This window comes from Streptomyces sp. NPDC048258 (assembly GCF_043201995.1).
Taxonomy (GTDB): domain Bacteria; phylum Actinomycetota; class Actinomycetes; order Streptomycetales; family Streptomycetaceae; genus Streptomyces.
On record NZ_JBICZH010000017.1, the window covers coordinates 109,913 to 128,587 of the forward strand.

General features: G+C 70.8%; 19 protein-coding genes and 1 pseudogene. 12 read left to right on the forward strand and 8 right to left on the reverse strand.

Going from position 1 to position 18,675, the window contains the following annotated elements:
* Positions 1 to 99 precede the first annotated feature (99 nt).
* A complete protein-coding gene (locus ACGFYQ_RS31270) occupies positions 100 to 2,172 on the reverse strand; it encodes a HelD family protein (protein ID WP_393749600.1) in 2,073 nt (690 codons plus the stop codon).
* Between the two features lie 415 nt (positions 2,173 to 2,587).
* Between ACGFYQ_RS31270 and ACGFYQ_RS31275 the strand changes: the two are divergent.
* From ACGFYQ_RS31275 to ACGFYQ_RS31295, 5 genes and pseudogenes are all read left to right on the forward strand, one after another.
* A pseudogene (locus ACGFYQ_RS31275) lies at positions 2,588 to 2,956 on the forward strand (Tn3 family transposase); the annotation flags it as partial.
* A 243-nt stretch (positions 2,957 to 3,199) separates the two neighbouring features.
* On the forward strand, positions 3,200 to 3,967 hold the full coding sequence (locus ACGFYQ_RS31280) for a dienelactone hydrolase family protein (protein ID WP_393749542.1): 768 nt from the start codon (positions 3,200 to 3,202) through the stop codon (positions 3,965 to 3,967).
* A gap of 205 nt (positions 3,968 to 4,172) precedes the next feature.
* Positions 4,173 to 5,240: a tyrosine-type recombinase/integrase gene (locus ACGFYQ_RS31285; RefSeq protein WP_393749543.1), complete on the forward strand. Its 1,068-nt coding sequence runs from the start codon at positions 4,173 to 4,175 to the stop codon at positions 5,238 to 5,240.
* A gap of 44 nt (positions 5,241 to 5,284) precedes the next feature.
* Positions 5,285 to 5,581 carry a DUF6193 family natural product biosynthesis protein gene (locus ACGFYQ_RS31290; RefSeq protein WP_393749544.1) on the forward strand — a complete coding sequence of 99 codons (297 nt, stop codon included), beginning with the start codon at positions 5,285 to 5,287 and terminating at the stop codon, positions 5,579 to 5,581.
* A gap of 227 nt (positions 5,582 to 5,808) precedes the next feature.
* On the forward strand, positions 5,809 to 6,123 hold the full coding sequence (locus tag ACGFYQ_RS31295) for a hypothetical protein (protein WP_393749545.1): 315 nt from the start codon (positions 5,809 to 5,811) through the stop codon (positions 6,121 to 6,123).
* Between the two features lie 226 nt (positions 6,124 to 6,349).
* On the opposite strand, the gene ACGFYQ_RS31300 is transcribed toward ACGFYQ_RS31295, so the two are convergent.
* A complete protein-coding gene (locus ACGFYQ_RS31300; RefSeq protein ID WP_393749546.1) occupies positions 6,350 to 6,967 on the reverse strand; it encodes a TOPRIM nucleotidyl transferase/hydrolase domain-containing protein in 618 nt (205 codons plus the stop codon).
* 253 nt (positions 6,968 to 7,220) lie between these two features.
* Here ACGFYQ_RS31300 and ACGFYQ_RS31305 point away from each other — a divergent pair, with 253 nt between their 5' ends.
* The gene (locus tag ACGFYQ_RS31305) at positions 7,221 to 7,487 is read left to right on the forward strand and encodes a hypothetical protein (protein WP_393749547.1); all 267 of its coding nucleotides are present in this window, start codon (positions 7,221 to 7,223) and stop codon (positions 7,485 to 7,487) included.
* Between the two features lie 141 nt (positions 7,488 to 7,628).
* Here the strand turns inward: ACGFYQ_RS31305 and ACGFYQ_RS31310 are convergent, their stop codons facing one another.
* Entirely contained in the window at positions 7,629 to 8,069 is a 441-nt protein-coding gene (locus tag ACGFYQ_RS31310) for a nuclear transport factor 2 family protein (RefSeq protein WP_393749548.1), read from the reverse strand.
* Between the two features lie 120 nt (positions 8,070 to 8,189).
* Here ACGFYQ_RS31310 and ACGFYQ_RS31315 point away from each other — a divergent pair, with 120 nt between their 5' ends.
* On the forward strand, positions 8,190 to 8,762 hold the full coding sequence (locus ACGFYQ_RS31315; RefSeq protein ID WP_393749549.1) for a TetR/AcrR family transcriptional regulator: 573 nt from the start codon (positions 8,190 to 8,192) through the stop codon (positions 8,760 to 8,762).
* A gap of 40 nt (positions 8,763 to 8,802) precedes the next feature.
* Here ACGFYQ_RS31315 and ACGFYQ_RS31320 read toward each other — a convergent pair whose 3' ends face one another.
* Positions 8,803 to 9,933 (reverse strand): alpha/beta hydrolase family protein, encoded by a 1,131-nt coding sequence (locus ACGFYQ_RS31320; protein ID WP_393749550.1) that lies wholly within the window; start codon positions 9,931 to 9,933, stop codon positions 8,803 to 8,805.
* 265 nt (positions 9,934 to 10,198) lie between these two features.
* Between ACGFYQ_RS31320 and ACGFYQ_RS31325 the strand changes: the two genes are divergently transcribed.
* The gene (locus ACGFYQ_RS31325; protein ID WP_393749551.1) at positions 10,199 to 11,815 is read left to right on the forward strand and encodes a phospholipase D family protein; all 1,617 of its coding nucleotides are present in this window, start codon (positions 10,199 to 10,201) and stop codon (positions 11,813 to 11,815) included.
* A gap of 16 nt (positions 11,816 to 11,831) precedes the next feature.
* Here the strand turns inward: ACGFYQ_RS31325 and ACGFYQ_RS31330 are convergent, their stop codons facing one another.
* Positions 11,832 to 12,428 (reverse strand): hypothetical protein, encoded by a 597-nt coding sequence (locus ACGFYQ_RS31330; RefSeq protein ID WP_393749552.1) that lies wholly within the window; start codon positions 12,426 to 12,428, stop codon positions 11,832 to 11,834.
* A 212-nt stretch (positions 12,429 to 12,640) separates the two neighbouring features.
* Between ACGFYQ_RS31330 and ACGFYQ_RS31335 the strand changes: the two genes are divergently transcribed.
* A complete protein-coding gene (locus ACGFYQ_RS31335) occupies positions 12,641 to 12,985 on the forward strand; it encodes a hypothetical protein (RefSeq protein WP_393749553.1) in 345 nt (114 codons plus the stop codon).
* A gap of 135 nt (positions 12,986 to 13,120) precedes the next feature.
* Here the strand turns inward: ACGFYQ_RS31335 and ACGFYQ_RS31340 are convergent, their stop codons facing one another.
* The 3 genes from ACGFYQ_RS31340 to ACGFYQ_RS31350 all read right to left on the reverse strand — a co-directional run bounded on the left by ACGFYQ_RS31340 (position 13,121) and on the right by ACGFYQ_RS31350 (position 15,581).
* Entirely contained in the window at positions 13,121 to 14,002 is an 882-nt protein-coding gene (locus ACGFYQ_RS31340; RefSeq protein ID WP_393749601.1) for a GNAT family N-acetyltransferase, read from the reverse strand.
* Positions 14,003 to 14,099: 97 nt separating this feature from the next.
* The gene (locus ACGFYQ_RS31345) at positions 14,100 to 14,915 is read right to left on the reverse strand and encodes a VOC family protein (protein WP_393749602.1); all 816 of its coding nucleotides are present in this window, start codon (positions 14,913 to 14,915) and stop codon (positions 14,100 to 14,102) included.
* Between the two features lie 81 nt (positions 14,916 to 14,996).
* Positions 14,997 to 15,581, reverse strand: coding sequence for a dihydrofolate reductase family protein (locus tag ACGFYQ_RS31350; protein ID WP_393749554.1), 585 nt, complete (start codon positions 15,579 to 15,581; stop codon positions 14,997 to 14,999).
* A 100-nt stretch (positions 15,582 to 15,681) separates the two neighbouring features.
* Between ACGFYQ_RS31350 and ACGFYQ_RS31355 the strand changes: the two genes are divergently transcribed.
* The 3 genes from ACGFYQ_RS31355 to ACGFYQ_RS31365 all read left to right on the forward strand — a co-directional run bounded on the left by ACGFYQ_RS31355 (position 15,682) and on the right by ACGFYQ_RS31365 (position 18,072).
* Complete coding sequence (locus tag ACGFYQ_RS31355) at positions 15,682 to 16,359, forward strand: TetR/AcrR family transcriptional regulator (RefSeq protein ID WP_393749555.1); 678 nt, start codon at positions 15,682 to 15,684, stop codon at positions 16,357 to 16,359.
* A 270-nt stretch (positions 16,360 to 16,629) separates the two neighbouring features.
* Complete coding sequence (locus ACGFYQ_RS31360) at positions 16,630 to 17,145, forward strand: hypothetical protein (RefSeq protein ID WP_393749556.1); 516 nt, start codon at positions 16,630 to 16,632, stop codon at positions 17,143 to 17,145.
* Positions 17,146 to 17,226: 81 nt separating this feature from the next.
* Positions 17,227 to 18,072: a DUF4097 domain-containing protein gene (locus tag ACGFYQ_RS31365; RefSeq protein WP_393749557.1), complete on the forward strand. Its 846-nt coding sequence runs from the start codon at positions 17,227 to 17,229 to the stop codon at positions 18,070 to 18,072.
* Positions 18,073 to 18,675: the final 603 nt, after the last annotated feature.

The window sequence follows — 18,675 nt, forward strand, 5'->3', positions numbered from 1 at the left end:
GCGGCCACGAGCGGTGAGGCGGCGAGCAGCCCCGTGCGCGCGGGCCGGTGTCCGTACCGCGCCGGGTGCGCCCGCGGCGACGACGCGGGCGCCGAGCCGTCAGGCGGGCTGGACGGTGATTGTGCAGAGGCGCTTGGTGGCCCGGGTCAGGGCTACGTACAAGTCCCTTTCCCCACCGGGGCGGGTCGTGATGATTTCCTCGGGGTTCATGACGACGACCCCGTCGAATTCCAGGCCGCGTGCCTCGGACGCCGGCACGATGCGTGCGTGGTGAGCGATGCCCTGGGCCGTCAGCTCGCTCACCCTGGTGTCCGCGCAGATCACTCCCAGAAGCTCGCCCGGGTGCGCGGTGCTCTGGGCGCGGAGTTCCGAGACGACGGCGGTGACCAACCCGTCCGGAGGTGTGGTCACGGTGCGAGGGCTCTCACCGCTTCGCAGTGACCGTGTGGGCTTCTGGTCCGGAGCGATCCGCGTGAGCAGGTCCCGGACGCTCTCCAGGATCTCCTGCGTGGTGCGGTAGCTGACGGTCAGGTTGTGCAGTTTGAACCGCGGTCCGACGTGGGGGCTCAGTGCTTCCTTCCAGTCGCGTGCTGTCGCGACCGGGCCTGCCTGGGCGAAGTCACCCACCAGCGTCATCGCCCTTGCCGGGCAGCGGCGGACGATCATCCGCCACTGCATGGCGGTCAGTTCCTGCGCCTCGTCGACGACGACGTGCCCGTACGTCTGCTCGGGGGGGCCGTCGACCAGGCTCGCCGCCTCGTCCAGCAACGGCACATCGGCATCGGTCCACGGGTCGTCCGGACCGCGCAGCAGAAGGGACCGCTCCTGCGCGGTCAGGCGGGGCAGGCGCTCGGCGAGGGCGCCGGCGTTCGTCAGGAGCGCCTTCACGAGGTCACCGGGTACCAGCCGTGGCCACAACACCTCGACCGCTCGGTCGACGCCGGCGTCGTCGAGCAGATCGGCTCGGATGGCATCCAGGTCCAGCTCGTGGACCGGACCCGAGTCGGCCGCACCTTCGGCACGGCGCTGGGCGGCTCCCGTGAACCGGTCGAGGTTGATGCCCGTCATCCTTTCGGCATCGGCGTCGATCTGCTCCAGGAGGTCGCCCATGTCTCGTTGCATCGCGTCGGTGACGGCGTCGACCAAGAGCTCTTTGAACACCTGGCGCGCGGGGTTGTGCCCCGGTGCGGCCGCCACGGCGGTGTCGCGTGCCGTGGCGACTTCCTCGCCGGAGAGGTGAACCAGTTCCTGTCCGACCCGCACGGTGAAGTCACCGGCGGGGGCTTGGTGGACGCGCAGCAGGCCGGCCAAGGCGTCGGCAAGGTCGGAGCTGCCCTTGAGACGCGCCGTATCGAACGGGCCCACCGTGTCCGTGGACACTCCGGCCAGTTCCCGGCAGGTCGCCAGAACGACGTCGTTCTCTCCGAGCGAGGGAAGGACCTGGGAGATGTAGTCGAGGAACCGGGCGTTCGGGCCCACCACCAGGACACCCTCCTCCGCGGCGCGCGGGAACGCGTACAGGACATAGGCCGCCCGGTGCAGGGCGACCACCGTCTTGCCGGTGCCGGGCCCACCCTGCACCACGGTCACCCCGCGGTGGGCGGAGCGGACGATCTCGTCCTGCTCGGCCTGCAGCGTCGCGACGGCCGCGTGCATCCTGCCCGTACGCCGTGCCGACAGAGCCTCGGTCAACGGGCCGTCCCCCACGACGTCCTCGTCGGTCGGGGCGGTCCCGTCCAGCAGTTCGTCGCTCACCGAGATGACCGTGCGCTCCTCGAGGCGCAGGTGCCGGCGCCGCCGCAGGTCCATCGGGTGGACCGGTGTCGCCTCGTAGAAGGGCCGCGCCGCGTTCGCGCGCCAGTCCACGAGCAGAGGCAGGTCATCCTCTTCCGTATGCAGTCCGATCCGCCCGATGCGCAGGGCCGTGCCATCCGTCCAGTCGATGCGCCCGAAGACCAGCCCCTTTTCGGCGCCCTCCAGCCGGCCGATTTCCTTGGCCAGACGCTCGGCGGCGATTTCTCTCTCGTATGCCTCACCGGCGCTTTCCGCCGGGGCCTTCAGCACACTCGCTCGGTTTACTCGCGCCTCGGAAAGCCGCTCGGTGAGCAACTCATATAAGGAGGACACATAATCCCGCTCCGATTCAACTGCACGTACAGCGGGGTCATACATTTTCGACAACAGGGGGCTCCTTCGATTCGAGCCACACCATACGATCAAAGTTCCCTAAAGGTAAGTCTTGACTTACTTGGCAAGCCATGGCTCTACGACTGAATCCATGACGGCTGACCGTATGGCGTGTCATGCATTCCGCCGTTCCGTATATCGCTAATTGTGCTCCCGATGCCCGCCTGCCTTATGGCGAGCCCGCCCTTGGATACCGGCACGCCGCCGTCGGTCGCGGCCGACCCAGAGAACGGATCGGTGAACTCTCACCCCGTTCGCCGCCGCGACGCCCGGCGGCAGGCCCGTCCGTGCCCGGACCATCCGACCCGGCCCCGCCCAACCTGGATCCGCCGATCTTCGGCCTCCGCGTCTTTGATGTCGTCAAAGGAACGAATGACGACAGGCGCGGCGGGCGTCCAAGGTCGAGTCGTTCAACCGGTTCTCCCAGTGGATTGGCTTCGGCAACCGCGGTGTCATTGCCGACAACGACCCCATCGAGCAGGAGAAGGCGATGAAGTTCAACGCGCTGCTCACGAACGCGGTGATCTTCCACAATGCCCTGGACATCGCGGAGATCGTCCGCCAGCTGCTGGAAGAGGGATGGGAGATCGACCCGGAAGTCCTGGCGCACATCTCGCCGTACCTGACCGAACACATCAACCGGTTCGGCGAGTACAGCACCCACGAACTCGGCATCCAGCCCGAGGCGTACGACCCGAAACTCGACGTCGACTTCACCCCGCTGCGCGAGCAGGACCTGACCGCCGCCGGTCTCGGCCAGGCTGCCTGAGCCGTGAGGGAACTAGCTGGTGACGCCCTTCACGGGAGCGGGCCGGTATACCCCAGAATGCTGCTGCGAGGGTCAGCCTCCAACACCGTGGCCCGGGCAGGTGATCCGATAGCGCTGCCGTGGGGGCGGGGTTTGTGACGGTTCTTGTGGGCCCTCGCCGTATTTCAGAGGGATACCCGCGCTGTTCTGCCAGCGGCAGAACACCGGCCGGACCGGGCTCGACGATCACTACAGTCCAGTCTCATGACGACGATTACGACGCGTACGGTCGAGTATCCGGCCGACGGTTTGACGATGATCGGGCACCTCGCGCTCCCGGCCGGTGTCGACCGCCGGCCCGCGGTGCTGCTCGGACCAGAGGGCATGGGGCTCAGCGACGTCGAGCGCCGCCGGGCCGATGCTCTCGCCGAGCTGGGATATATAGCGCTGGCCTTCGACCTTCATGGCGGGCGCTATTTGGGCGACCCCGAGGAGATGCTGGCCCGTTGCCTGCCGCTGCTCGCTGATCCCGAGCGGATGCGAGGCATCGGCCATGCGGCGCTCGATGTGTTGCGCACCGAACCGCGGACCGACCCCGACCGGATCGCCGCCGTCGGCTATGGCACGGGGGGTGCCGTCGGGCTGGAACTCGGGCGCGCCGGCGTCAGCCTGCGCGCGATCGGGACAGTCAACGCACTGACCACGGGCCGACCGGGCGAGGCGGCGCGCATTCGCTGCCCGGTGTGGGCCGGGGTCGGGTCGGAAGACCCGATCATGCCGCCCGCGCAACGGGACGCGTTCACCGCTGAGATGCAGGCCGCGGGCGTCGACTGGCGCCTCGTGGTCTACGGCGGCGCCTTGCACGCCTTCCACCACCCGCCGGTCGGCCACCCCGTGGTCCCCGGCGTCGGCTACCACCCACGGCACGCGCAGCGAGCCTGGCGCGACGTCGTCGACCTGCTCGCCGAGTGCCTGCCCGTGACGGAGGATCTGGGGCATGACCCAGGTAAGCATGCTGGCCCCGGGCACTGACAGTCCACTCCCCTCAAGTCCGCACAGCAGAAACGCATTCGGGCGGTTACTCGATCGCGGAGACGTATTCACAACTACCGCAGTAAATACCGGATTTACTGCGGCAGAGCCCCTACCGTGATCACGGCGACCTGCGGCGGACCAATCCGGCCGCCGGGGCGAGGTGTACGCATTTACTGCGGCAGTACCGGAAGGGCGGGACGGCGTGACGACCGAACCGGTGACCGAACTCGGGAGCGGGGGCGCACTTCGGTTGCCGCGCGCTCGGGTCGTACCTCTGTCCGCCCCGCCGTCGTCGTACACCGCGGCGGTCGAGCGGTACCTCACCGGCGCGGGCATCGCGAAGTCCTCCGCGCGGATCTACCGGATCTCCCTCACGACGTGGGGATGGATGCTCGCCGGCGAACCGCCGCCGACCGGACCCGCCCGCCGAGGCGCGAAACCGCCCGTCTTCCCCGTCGCCGCGATCGACGACCAGGCGCTGCCGGAGGTCTGGGCCGAGCTGGCGGCGGCGCGGGCGGACGAGATGGACGCCGACACCGTCAACCGGGAGCTGTCCATCGCGCGCAAGGCGATCGGCTGGTGGCAGCGCCAAGGCTGGATCGAGTGCGATCCGACGATCGGCATCGAGCGGCGGCCGGCGCCGCCGGACCGCACCAAGGCTCTCGCGGAGAACCAGATCGCCGCCCTGTGGCGCCTCGACGTCGCGCTGCGGGAGAAGACGCAGTGGAAGATGCTCTACGAGTCCGCCGCACGGGCCGACGAGGTGCTGTGCCTCAACGTGGAAGACCTCTACCCGCAGGTCAAGCGCGGCAGGATCACCGCCAAGGGCGGGGCGACCGAGTGGATCCACTGGCAGTCCGGCACCGCCCAGCTCCTGCCCCGCCTCATAGCCCGCCGTACCCGCGGCCCGCTGTTCCTCACCGACCGCAAGGCCCCGGCCGGAACACCCACGCTCGACGTGTGCCCGGAGACCGGCCGGGCCCGGCTCTCCTACCGCCGCGCTGAGGAGATCTTCGAGGAGAACACCCGGCTGCTGGCAAACCCCCTCGCCTCGCCCGACGACATCGAGGACCTGGACGGCTGGACGCTTCACCGGCTACGTCACAGTGCCCTGACGCACGACGCGGAGGACGGCACCTCCACCCCGATGCTGCTGGCCCGCTCCCGCCACGCCTCCGTCCGCTCCCTGGAGCGCTACGCCCGCCCCGGCGTCGACTCGGTCGCCCGGCACGTCGCCGAACGCGACCCCGCTGCACGTCGCCGCAGGTAAATCCGAGCGGATCAGTGCTTCAAGATCATCCCAACTGGCGGCTTTTGGGCTTACCTCGGCGCTACCCCTATCAGGCCCTCGTCGAGACGGCCTACGCCGAACCGGCGCTCCGGAGGCTGTACCCGTTCACGAGCCACTGGGCGCTGCGCTTCTCGACCACCACGCGCCCGCGCCTCTCCGTCGTGGGTCCGGTTCTGGCGACCCACGACGTCGACCGGTACTCGCTCGCCGCGACCATGGCGAGCGAGGACGTCGCCCAGTTCGCCACGGCGGCCGAGGCGGTGGCGGCAGCCGTACGCCAACTGCCGTCCAGCCTCGCCGCGGTCGGACTCGGCCGCTGACCCGCCGCGGCTCCGGCGGAACCTGCTCGCCGCACCAGGCGCGCCTTCCCGCCTTTACGGCCCCGGCCCTTACGGCCCCGGCCTTTACGGCCCCGGCCTTTACGGCCCCGGCCCTTACGGCCCCGGCCCTTACGGCCCCGGCCCTTACGGATCGCTGACCGGCCGAACCACCGTCGGTCGCGGTACCTGACACTCCGCCAGTACGCTGATCTTGTTAGCGTCCTGCCGTGACGACTGACGATTTCCGCCGTGATCTCACTGCCATCTGCAAGGCCGCGGACAGCGGTTACCTCCTGCAAGTGGTCCGCGAGGGCAGCTGCGAGCCCCTCGCCGAGAAGGACCTCTCACACTGGCCCGACTGGCCGACGTTCCCGGCCGACGCAGCCCATGCAGCGGGGTGCGAGCTCGTCATGCTCGGCTACATGATCTGGCCTGACACCGCCACCTCCGACTCGCTGATCGGATGGCGTCCTCTACCGGGCCGGCAGGCATGGTCGGCGAAGGTCGGTACCTTCGCCCAACTACAGGCCGCCGGTATCTGACGGCAGCCGGCTTCGAGGTCGTCGGATGCCCCGGCCCGCCTCGTGGCTGTCGCCGTCGAAACGGGCAGCCGCTTCGTCGACGTGCACGGGCTACGTGTCCCAAGGCCGGGCATCCGGGTGCACCGGGCATCAAACCCAGCGGCGTCCTACCGGGCACGGGCTTCGCCGCATCATCGGTATGCGGCCGTCCTCCCAGTGACCGCCGTCGACCTGCCTCCGACGTCGGTCACAGGCTCGTGACGAGGTCGTCGAGCGGGGCCGGTACCTGTCCGGGGTCGAGGCTTTCCACCAGGAGACGGCCGTAGCGGATCTTGCGGCCCTTCTTCGTGCCGAGGAAGCGCCGCAACTGCTGCTGCCGGGGCCGACCGTGGTGCGCGGGCTGACGCAGGAAGGTCTGCCAGGCCCGCAGGTCGCCCTCGGCGTGGATGATCTCCTCGACCCGCGCCGTGCCCAGCGCGCGGATGAGCTCGTCTTCCAGGTCCGCCGCGCACACGAAGAAGCCCCCGTGCGACGCCCGGGCCCGTTCCAGGCCGCGGACGTAGAAGCCCTGCTCGCGCTCGTCGCACAGTCCCCTCAGACGCAGCCCAAGACCGGGCGGCCCGAGAAGACCTGCGTAGCGGCCGATGTTCATCGCCCCGCCCATCGGCACGACGCACACCCCTTCGGCCGCCAGGTCCCGGCCACGCCGTGCGGCCAGCGCCTCGACGGCCGCGAGATCGCTCAGTCCTTCCAGCAGCACCGCCGTCCGCAGACCCAGCTGCACAGCCAGATCACTCGCCGCTCCGCCGGGACCGCCGGCCGCCCAGCGGCTGACCGCGTCCCGGAACGCCCACATGTCCGCCATGGAGCGAGTCTGCACTTCCAACGACCGGCTCGGCACTGAATATTCGACGGACCCGCTCGACGTGCCGGGCGCCTGGATGCTCATCTCACGCGACACCACCCGTGACGGGGAACCCCGCGTCATGTGCCACCCGTGACGGGGAGCCGGCAGCGGGAGCCCGTGTGCATCCTCGGCGTGCCGCGGCATCGCAGCTTCCCGGCGGCCCTGTCTGATGGGGACCGTCGTCCTGGCCGTCCAAGGAGAGAGCACCATCATGACCACCACCGAGCAGATCGCCCGTGCCGCCGTACGCCGCGTCCTGGGGGACGCCGCCCACGTCGACGTGACCACCTTCCCCGCCGGGAACCTGTCCCTCAGCGTGCACAGCGGAGACCACACGGCCACCATCGACGGCGACGACAGCAGCGGATGGGGCTGGACCGTCGACCCCGGAACCGACGACGGATTCACCGGGCACGAGGACGTCGCGGAAACCCTCGACGACGCCCTGATCGGCGTACGCGGAAGAATCGGCGCCTGAAACGGACTTCGGGGCCACCGGTACAGCCACTCGGTACGCAGGTCATCGAGGTCATGGCCGCATGTTCGCCGAGGGGCCGCCGCCGGGAACGCGATGCGGGCCGGGACCTCAGGGGCCCCGGCCCTCGGCGCGGTGCTGGTGCTACTTGCCTTCCAGTGCCGCCACCAGCTGAGGCAGGTTGCCTCCGGCCAGGACGAGGGCGAGGTGGTCGTGGTAGTCCCGGCTGCTGACGATCAGGCCGTCGCGGACCCGCAGCACCTGGATGTTGGCGGCCTCGAAGGTTCGCCCGGTCACCCGGTGGTGCACCTGGTAGTCGAACTCCGCGACGACGACCTCCGCGTCGTCGGTTTCCCGGACGACCACGTTCGCCGGGGTCAGTTCCACGGGCGAACTCGCGGAGACCTGGGCGAACCGCTCCCTGAGTGCGGCCCGCCCTTCGAGCCGGCGCGGACCGACCGGCTCGAAGACGGTCTCCACCACGGCGTCCTCGGCATAGAGCTCGGCCAGCTCCGTGAACCGCCCTGCGCTGATGCCCTCGATCAGCTTATGGAAGACCTCTCGCGGTGACAGCGTTTCAGGCATGACCAACCTCCAGTGAGACCGTGGATAGAATCGGACCAGCGACTCCGTTTTCACGATACGGACTGGAGACTCCGGTTGTCCAGGGTGGATCTGCCGTCGACGGCGAAGGACGGGAGAGGGATGGGTGGCACTCAGGAGCGCCCGCTGAGGGCGGACGCGGCTCGCAACCGGGCCAGGCTGCTGGATGCCGCCACGGAGGTGTTCACCACCCGCGGCGTCAGCGTGCCGACCGAGGAGATCGCCCGGATCGCCGGGGTCGGGGTCGGCACGCTCTTCCGGCATTTCCCGACCAAGGAGGCACTGCTGGAGGCGGTGATGGTGCGCAGGCTGGAGGCCATGGCGGCCCAGACCGCGCAGCTGGCCGCCGAGTCCGGGCCCGCCGAGGCCTTCTTCGCCTGCTTCCGCCTGGTGGTGGAACAGTCCGAGGGCAAGAACGAGTTCGCCCAGGCTCTCGCTGCGGCCGGGGTGGACGTGCACGCGTCCCTGCAGGAGCCGACCATGGAGATCCAGGCCCGGCTGGCCGATCTGCTGACCGGCGCGCAACAGGCGGGGGCGGTCCGCCCCGAGCTGGGCCTGCCGGAGTTCATCGCCCTCCTGGCCGGCACCGGCAGGGCGATGGAACAGCTCGGAGCGGATCCGGAGCCCCGGGAGCGGATCTTCGAGGTCGTCTTCGACGGGCTGCGGCCACGTTGAACCGACCCCTTGGAATCAATCGTCCAGGCCCGGACACCCTCTAGGGGCGGTGGAAGCGCACTTCCGGGAAGCGTGCGGTCGGGCCGTCCAGCAGTGGGGTGTTCCGTCCGCGCAGGTGGGTGTCGACGAACGCCGTCACGTAGGTCCTGGTGATGGCGTCGGCGCGGTCACCGTCCAGCCGTTGGAGCGGCATGCCGAGCTGCTTGGCCAGGGGCGCCAGGTCGGTGAAGGACAGGTGCCCGGTGTCGTCGACGCTCAGCCAGCGCTTCCATCCGGTCAGTTCGGTCCACGTCTCGTCCCAGGTCGGGTCGGTGCCGCCGGGTATGTGGCTGGGCTGGCCCAGCATCAGGAACGGCCGGTCCAGGGGGGTGTCGTTCAGGAACCGGAAGTTGCCGTCCATGTTGACCGCCGCCTTGACCCGCGGGTCGCGCAGCATGGCCGGGATCGTGCTGAAACCGCCGGCCGAGTGCCCCACGACGGCGACGCGGTCGGGGTCGATGGGTGCGCCGTGCTTCCAGGCCGGCCGCGCGCCGGTGAGCTCGTCGAGTACGAAGGAGATGTCCTCGGCGCGGACGGCGCCGACCTTGGGGTAGTCCTTGTCCGCGCACGCCAGGCAGGACGTGGTGCGCCCGTCGGGGAACGAGATGCCGTCCGCCTCGTAGTTGTGTCCGATGCCGGCGACGGCGTAGCCGCGGGCCGCGAACTCCTCGGCGAGGCCGGTGAGGGTGGCGCGCGGCATGCCGAAGCCCGGTGACAGGATGACGAGGGGCAGCCCGCCGCGGACCTTCGACGGCCTGGCGTCCACCGTCGAGTGGGTCGTCACCTTGGTGAACAGGTCGGCCGGCAGGTCCAGTCCGCCGGCCGCCACGTACTGCTCGGACTCCTCGGCCGTCATGTAGGGCGCGGGCGTGTCCGAGGGCTTGGCGGCCGGGTACCAGAGGGAGACCATCAGCTCCCGCTTCTCCGCGGGGACCCACGGGTCGGCCCGGTTCTCGTCCTTCAGGTGGACGGTGGCCCTGCCGACCGGGTGGTGTCCGGACGGCGCGGGCAGCACGAGTGCGGTCCCGGGCGGTGGTACGGGGCGGGTGTCGGCATGGGCGGTCGTGGTGGAGATGGTGCCTGCCAGAGCCGTGGCAACGGCGGCACCGACCAGGAACAAGCGTCGTCGCATCGAGTTGTCTCCATCGATGTCTCTCGTGGCATCCGGCCCGGTGCGGGCCGATGCCTCGAACGCTATGCCGGGCGCGAGCGGCTGCCATCGGCCCGCGGATGTACGTCGGCGGCGGCCGTACATCCCCGGGTCGACATCCCCCGGGCCGACATCCCCGGGGCGCGGAACCTGGGTTCCCACCCCAGGCCCCGGACCAGGCATCCGGTCGACCCCGCGCGAGTGAGGGGGCATGCGGTGGGTAGGCGCCAGCCGGAGGGCCGATGCCGTGACGCGCGCAGAGTGGCTGCTGACAGCAGGTGAACGGGGCAACACGGCGACGCGCCTGGACGAGCGCCACCCGGACGGGGCGGCCTGGTCCGAGGGAAACCGCGTACGGGCCCTGGTCCACGGCTCCGTGTACTTCGCGGAGCTTCTGGCGGGGATCCGCGCGCTGCACGCGGGCGACCTGCTCCTGTTCACCGACTGGCGCGGCGACCCCGACGAGCGGCTCGACGGACCCGGCACCGACATCGGTACCGTCCTGTGCCGGGCAGCGCAGCGCGGTGTCATCGTCAAGGGACTGCTGTGGCGCTCGCACCTGGACAGCCTCCAGTTCAGCGAAGAGGAGAACCGCCGCCTCGGCGAGGAGATCGAGGAGGCCGGCGGCGAGTGCCTGCTCGACCTGCGGGTGCGGCCCGGCGGTTCACACCACCAGAAGATGGTCGTCCTGCGCCACCCCGGCCGCCCGGAGCTGGACGTCGCGTACGTCGGCGGCATCGACCTCTGCCACAACCGCAACGACGACGCCACCCACCGTGGCGACCGCCAGTCGCTGCCCATGGCCTCCGCATACGGGCCGCACCCGCCGTGGCACGACGTTCAGCTCGCCCTACGCGGACCGGCCGTCGGCGACGTCGAGGCCGTCTTCCGCGAACGCTGGCAGGACCCGGCGCCGCTCAGCCGCAGCCCCCTCACCCGCCTGCGGGAGCTGGTGCGCCGGGAGGACACCAGCGCGGACAGCCTGCCGCCGCAGGCAGCCGACCCGGCCCCCTGCGGAACGCACACCGTGCAGGTGCTGCGCACCTATCCGAACCGCCTGCTGCACGGCTACCCCTTCGCACCCGACGGCGAACGCAGCATCGCACGGGGCTACCTCAAAGCGCTGCGGCGGGCCCGGGCACTGATCTACCTCGAGGACCAGTACCTGTGGTCCCCCCGGGTGGTGGACTGCTTCGCCCGGGCACTGAGCACGCATCAGCAGCTGCGCCTGATCGGCGTCATCCCCTCGGTCCCGGAGCAGGACGGCCGGCTCACCCTGCCGATGAACCTGATCGGGCGGATCACGGCCCTGGACGAACTGCGCCGCGCCGGCGGCGACCGCGTGGCGGTGTACGGCCTGGAGAACCCTGCCGGAACCCCCGTCTACGTGCACGCCAAGGTGTGCGTGATCGACGACGTGTGGGTCTCCGTCGGCTCCGACAACATCAACCTCCGTTCGTGGACGCACGATTCGGAACTCAGCTGCGTCGTGCTCGACCAGAGCCCGGACCTGCGGCGGCCGTCCGACCCGGGAGGTCTCGGCGACGGCGCGCGCGCCTTCGCCCGCGAGCTGCGCCTGGAGCTCATGCGCGAGCACCTGGACGCACAGGACGGGGCGGCACAGCGGGCGCAGGACGCGCTGTGCGACCCGGTGACCGCGTTCGACGCCTTCGCGGAATCCGCCGCCGCCCTGGACGCCTGGCACGAGGGCGGCTGCCGCGGTCCACGGCCGCCAGGCCGTCTGCGCCGGTACGTTCCGCCGGATCTGCCCACGACGAAGAGGCTGCTCGCGACGCCGCTGCACCACGTCCTGGTCGACCCGGACGGGCGTCCGCTGGGAATGCGGCGCCGCAACGCGTTCTGAGGGCGCCGGGGATCACCTATCGGACCTGCGCGAAGGTACTGGCCGCGACGGCCCCGCCGACAGCGGCGCCTGCAAGGACTTGGGCGAGGGTGTGGTCCCTCAGCTCTACCCGGGACCAGCCGACGACGGCGACCACGGGGTAGGCGAGGAGCACCCAGGGCCCGTAGGTCATGGCGAGCATGGCGACGCTTCCGGAGGACACGGCTGCGTGCACGCTGATCTTCCAGGCAGGGGTCACGGCGAGGAGGGCGGCCAGGGTGACCAGCATGGCCGCGATCAGCGCGATCATCGTCCTGGGGGCGCTGAGGGCCCACAGCAGCAGGATGCCGGTGGCGACCGAGGCGATGATGAAGGTCATCACGATGATGCGCTGCTGCCTCTGGCCGACGTGCCGGTCGGCCCAGCGGCCGCGGCGGATGCCGTACGTGATGAAGGCCAGCGGGACGACGGCGGCGAACAGGCAGCCGAGGAGGCCCCATCCGATTCCGGCGAGGCGGCTGGTGTGCCAGCCGATGAGGATGGTGTCGGCGATGATCCATGTCTTGGGATCGAGCCCATCGGTGATCATGCGTGCGGCCCGGGGTTCGCCGGGCCGGGTGATCGTGGTCGTCACGCCGTGGCCTCCTGTCGGGTCGCCGTGAGGGAGTCGTCAGCCACGGGGAAGGGTCTCGTCGATCAGCAGGATATGCAGCAGGACACGTGTTCGATGAACGCGGCCCTGCACTGTTCTCACGACAGGCCCGGTGCTCGGCGACGGGGTGAGCCGTTCGCAGCCACGCGCGTGCCGTACCGGAGCAGCCCCGTTGTCTGCGCGAGCGTGGTGCCATGGTGATGTGGATCCGCACATATGACGAAGCCCGAGGCGTGTGGCAGTACTTCGAGGGTGATGAGGAGGGGTGGGTGCTCCGGCAAGTCGACGTGCGGGGCGATGACGGCACCCCGGTGACCGCCGCCTCCCTGGAGGAGGTTCTCCGGCTTCAGGAGCGCGCGGACATCGCCACCATGGGCCGGTACGAGCAGCGGTACGGCTTCGTCGCCGAGGGCAGGCTCACGGGATGGGAGGAAGCGCCGGACGCCGGCACGATCTCGGCCGGGGAGTTCGAGAGGGTATGGCTGGACGCCCGGCGGACCCTGGGTGCCACCGCACCGCCGCCGGACACGGACAGGTGACGGCCGCCACCGGCCCGTGCTCTCGTTGAGGTCGCCGATCATCTCTTCCTGGCGGCGGCGCAGTTGTCCGGTGCCCTCGGAGGCCTCGCCGACGTGCCTGTCCGTCGGCGCGGGGCCGCTCCGCGGGGAGTTCGCCTACAGGTCGAGCTGGTACTCGTGCGCCGTGTGCGTCGGCAGGTAGCCGAGCTCGTCGTTGACGCGCCGCATGTACGGGTTGTTGTCGGCGGTGTCGGTCAGCAGGCCGCCGAGGCGGGGGTGGCGTTCGCGGGCCTGGACGATCGAGGCAGCCTTCATCCGGCGGGCGAGGCCGCGGCCGCGGTGTTCGGGCAGCACCGCCGTGCCGTAGTGCTGGGCGTCGCCCGTCCCGCTCCCGGGGACCACGAGTTCGGTGAAGCCGGCGATGGAGCCGTCCGACCGGTCGATGGCCGCCACGGTGTGCAGGACGTCCCCGCGGGCGGCGATGGCCGAGGCCGCCGCCCGTACCCGGTCGAGGTCCCAGACCACCGTGCCGTAGTCGACCGCGCCCATCGGCATGTCGTCCATGGCGCGGCGTGACGCCACGAAGGTGTCGGCGAACTCGTCGGGCACCATGCCCTCCCACGCCGCCAGCCGGTAACCGGCATGCGGCTCTTCCGCGACGGCGGTGAGCGCGGCGAGGTCCACGTCGGCCAGCGGCAGCCGGGTGTAGGTCAGGGCCAGCACCGCGCGGAAGCCGGTGGCGATGAGGAAGCCGGCGCCGGAAGAGCCGGCTTCGGCCTGGGACAGGACGGTACGCCGGCCGTCCTGGCGGGCGGCGGATACGGCCGCCTCGACCAGGAGGGAGCCCGCCCCCCGGCGCCGTTCGGCCGGGTGGACCTGAACGTCCAGTTCGGCGAGGTGGCGCTGCCCCTCCTTGGTGAACAGGCGCAGGAAGGCGGACCCGACGGGGCGGCCGTCAGGGCCGGAGGCCAGCCAGCCCAGGCGGCGGCCGGTGGACGTCTCCTCGGGGTCGGTCAGGGCGGTGAGGGTGATGCGCAGGGACAAGCTGTCTCCGTTACGGGAAGGAGTTGCGAGGGGTGGGGTGGGGGCGGGGTGGGGGCGGGGGTGGGGGTGGGGTTCGTCCCGCGCCAGACCGTTACCGGGCCCAGGGCAGGACGCGGGTGCCCTCGGTGCCGGGTACGGAGGCCACGCCGTCCGAGCGCATGGCGACGTGGGCCTCGGCTGCCTGCGGGGCGTGGACCTGGCGGAGCACGTCCGGCGGGAGGACGAAGGTCTGCCCGGCCGTGATCTTCTCGGTGCGGGCTCCGCAGGTGACCTGAAGGGCTCCGGCGGTCACCGTCCAGACCTGTTCGCGGCTGATGACGTGCTCGGGGCCGGTCTGGCCGGCCTCCATCGCGACGGTCCAGGTGCTGAGCTCGGCGCTGCCCCGGCTGGGGGATGCCAGGGCGGTCATGGTGGCGTTCGGAGAAGCGGTGACGGCCTCGGGGGTGGGGGTGATCACGTGCATGGCGGGCTCCTCGGTCTCTTCGGTCTCTTCGGTCTGCGCGGTCTCTTCGGTCTGCGCGGGCTCGCCGAGGGTGGTCCACTCGACGAACTGGACGACGACTCCGTTCGGGTCGGTCAGCTGGAACAGCCGTTCGCCCCAGGGTTCTTCGCGCAGCGGCATGGTGATCGGGGCACCGGCTTCGCGCAGGCGCCGCTCCTCGGCGTCGATTCCGTTGACGGTGAGCGCGAGGATCAGACCACCGGCCTGGAGGTCGCGCTGCTCGGGCGGGAGCACCTCGGTTCCACGGCGGAGCAGCACGATGTCGGGGGCGGCGTCACCGCGCGTCAGGGACGCGAAGCCGTCGGCGGCCATGGCGACCTGGTAGCCGAGGTGGGTACAGAAGAACTCGCGCGAGGCGTCCACGTCGGCGACGGTGAGGGACAGGGTGGAGGTGGTGACGTTCAGGGCATCTCCTGGGCAGGTTCGGGCGTGGCGGGTCGGAGCGGTGAAGCGCGTGCGAGGGTGCTGGGCCTGAGCGGTGCCGCTCTAGTCGGAGGCCTTCGCATAGGTGAGGACGAGGTTGCCGCCCTCGAACACGTGGCTGTCCGCGAGCCGGAAGGCGCGCGGCGTGAAGTCGGCGCGGAAGAGCGGGATGCCGGTGCCGGCCACGATCGGGTACTGCTTGACGATCAGCTCGTCGATCTCGGGGAGCAGTTGGCCGGCCAGGTCGGCGCCGCCGCAGAGCCAGATCCCGAGCCCGTCCTCCTGCTTGAGCTTGCGGGCCAGCGCGGCCGGGTCCTCCGCCGTGACCTCGACCGCCGGGTCCGGACTGGTGGTGAGCGAGCGGGAGAGCACGATCTGCCGCAGGTGGGCGTAGGGGCTGGTGAGGCCGACGGCCAGACCCGCGCCGTACGTGTTGCGGCCCATGAGCACTGTGTCGAAACGGGTGTTGGGCGCGTCCGCAACGCCGAGGGCGGCGCGTCCCGGGGTGGGGATGGCGTCCGCGTACTCGCCGATCATGTGCGGCAGGTAGTCCTCGGTGACGCACGGGTCGAAGAAGTCGAAATCGCCGTTGGGGGCGGCGATGAACCCGTCGATGGTGGTGCCGACGTAGTAGGTGAGCTTGCGCATCCAGATCCATTCAGTCAGGCGAATTTTGCGACGGACGTAACTTTCGCAGAGACCTTCGGGTCGGTCAAGAGTAATTTTGCTACGGGTGTAAACTTTCTTCATGGGTATCGAACTGGGGCTCCGTGAGTCCAAGAAGCAGGAGACCAGGCAGCTGATCTCCGACTGCGCGACCAGGCTCTTCATCGAGCAGGGCTTCGAGCAGACCACCATCGCCGAGATCGCCGCCGCGGCCCGCGTGGCCAAGAAGACGGTGACCAACTACTTCCCCCGCAAGGAAGACCTGGCCCTCGACCACCACGAGGCGTTCACCCAAGGCCTGGCCCGGACGGTCGCCGAGCGCGGGCCCGGCGAAGACCCGCTCACCGCCTTGGGGCGGACGTTCCGCACCGCCCTGCTGGAACACAGCCCCGTCGTCGGCTTCACCGGCCCCGCGTTCGCCCGCATGGTCGCCGACAGCCCCACCCTCACCGCTCGGCTGCGCGAACTGCACGACCAGCGGGAGGAGGCACTCGCCGCAGCGCTGACCGCCGCCGCCCCGGATCCCGCCCCGGATCCCGCCCCGGCCATCGCCCCGGATCCCGCCCCGGCCATCGCGCCCCGGGCCGCCGCCGCCCTGATCGCCGCGGCGGACCGTCTGCTGTTCCGGCGCATCCAGGAACTCACCCTGGCCGGCCGCACCGACGACCAGATCGAGGCCACGCTGATTCCGGAAGCCGACCACCTCCGCACCCTCCTCGCCGCCGCCCTTGGCAGCGACCCCACCACCGTGACCCCGTGACCTCGCCGCCCGCCCGGCACACATGGGGACGTCGAGCTCCGCGACGTGGGCGTCCGACATCACGTGGCACCGAGTGGCACTAAGTGGCGCCACGCGGTGCCACTTAGTGCCATCCCGCGCTCCAGAAGCCGCATGAGCACGCATGGCGCCACAATGGTGCAGGTCGTGTCCTTCGCGTTTCCACAGGTCAGAGCGACCATTCTCCAGTCCGCGCCACACAGGGTGCCGCCGGCCTTGCGGAGGGTGCCATGATGGTGCCATCATGACGTCATGGACCTCACCCCGTATGTCGACACCCTCCGCCGTGAACTCGCGGTGGCCGCCGAAGCCGGCGGGGAAGATGCCCGCGAGCTGGCCGAACGGCTCACCGCTCCGCTGGAGACGGCGACCCGTCTGACCATGCTCAATGTGCTCTCCGCCGCGATGGACGAGATCACCCGCGAGCTCGCCCCCGGCTCGGTCGACGTACGGCTGCGCGGGCTCGACCCCGACTTCGTGGTGACGCTGCCGCCCGCCGAGCACCGCCCCACGGAGCCCGCCGCGCCCGCCGAACCGTTCAAGGCGCAGCCGCCCGCCGACGGCGACGAGGGCGGCACCGCCCGCGTCAATCTGCGTCTGCCGGCCCACCTCAAGGCACGCGCCGAGGAGGCCGCGGGCCGCGAGGGCCTGTCGGTCAACGCGTGGCTGATCCGGGCCGTGTCGGCCGCGGTCGAGAGCGGTGGCACGCCGCGTACGACGGAGAGGGCCCGCACCGTCGGACAGAGCTTCACGGGCTGGGTGCGTTAGCCGCGCCCGCGCCGCCCCACTTCACCCACACCACGTCCCACCAGCGGGGACGACCCAAGGACTCATGAGGACGGTACAGCCATGCCTTCTTTCGACACTCCCGAACCGATTTCGGCCACCGCCCACGTGGACGCCGGTTCCATCCGGTTCACCGCGGGCGACCGTCTCGACACGGTGGTCGAGGTACGGCCCCGCGACCCGAAGCGGGACCAGGACGTGCGGTCGGCCGACCAGACCGAGGTCACGTACGCGAGCGGCGTGCTGACCGTCAGGACGCCCAAGCAGCGCTACCTTTTCGGGCGCACCGGCACCGTCGACGTGACGGTCGAACTGCCCACGGGCTCGCGCGTCGACATGACCGGCGCCTGGGCCCAGGTGCTCGGCGAGGGCCGGCTCGGCGAGGTCCGCGTGAAGACCTCGTCCGGTGACGTCCGCCTCGACACGACCGGGCCGCTCCAGCTGACCGCCTCCCACGGCTCGATCACCGTCGACCGGATCGAGGGCATGGCCGAGATCAGCACCAGCTCCGGCAGCCTGCGCGTCGGCACCGTCGACGGTCCCGCCGTCCTGAAGAACTCGCACGGCACGACGACCGTCGGCGCCGCGGCCGGCGACCTGCGGGTGAGCGGCGCCAACGGCGACATCGACATCGCGCGCGCCGAGGGCTCGGTCGCCGCCACCACCGCCCACGGCACTCTGCGCGTCGCCGAAGTCGCCCGAGGAACCGTCCAGTTGGAGACCTCCTACGGCGCCATCGAGGTCGGCATCCGCGAGGGCACCGCCGCCTGGCTCGACGTCAACTCCGACCACGGGCAGGTACGCAACACGCTCACCGCCTCCAAGGCTCCGGAGGAGACCGAGGAAACCGTCGAGGTCCGCGCCCGGACCCGCTACGGCAACATCGACGTGCGCCGCGCCCAGGCCTGAGCACCGGCCCGCGCCGGCGCCCCCGTCACCACCCGCCGCTACCGGGCGTTGGCCTTCCCGATTTCGACCGCCAACGCGGCCATCTCCCGCAAGCGCTCGTAGTACTCGATCGCGCCGTCCTCGTCATCGATGCGTACGCGGTGGCGGCGAGCTCGGTCTCGGCGTGGACCCACCAGATGTCGCCCAGGACCCGGTGCCGACGGCCTTCGCTGCCGAGTGTCCCGGCGGTGGTGAGGGCGGTGGGGAAGCCCCCGGCGAGGCGGGCCAGGTGGGCGAGGCCGCGGCGGGGGCGAGGCGGCCGCCACCGTCGGCGACGAGCTGCATGCCGCGGCTGGAGGCGTCGGCGTCGCCCAGGTCGCGCTCCGCCACTCCTGCTCGGTGTTCGGGGCATCAAGGAACAGACGGGGGCCTCTCCCCAGCGGATTCGGCCCTACGCCGCTTCGGGTCCCGTGACTCGTCGTACGCGGACCGGGTCCCTTTCGAGCAGATCCTCGAAGTCCTGTCCGGGTTCGGCTCAGCAGGTAGCGCCGACGCGGAAGACCACAACAGCAGCCTCCACCCACGATCCGCCGAAGCCGCCACGAGCTGAACCAACACTCCGGC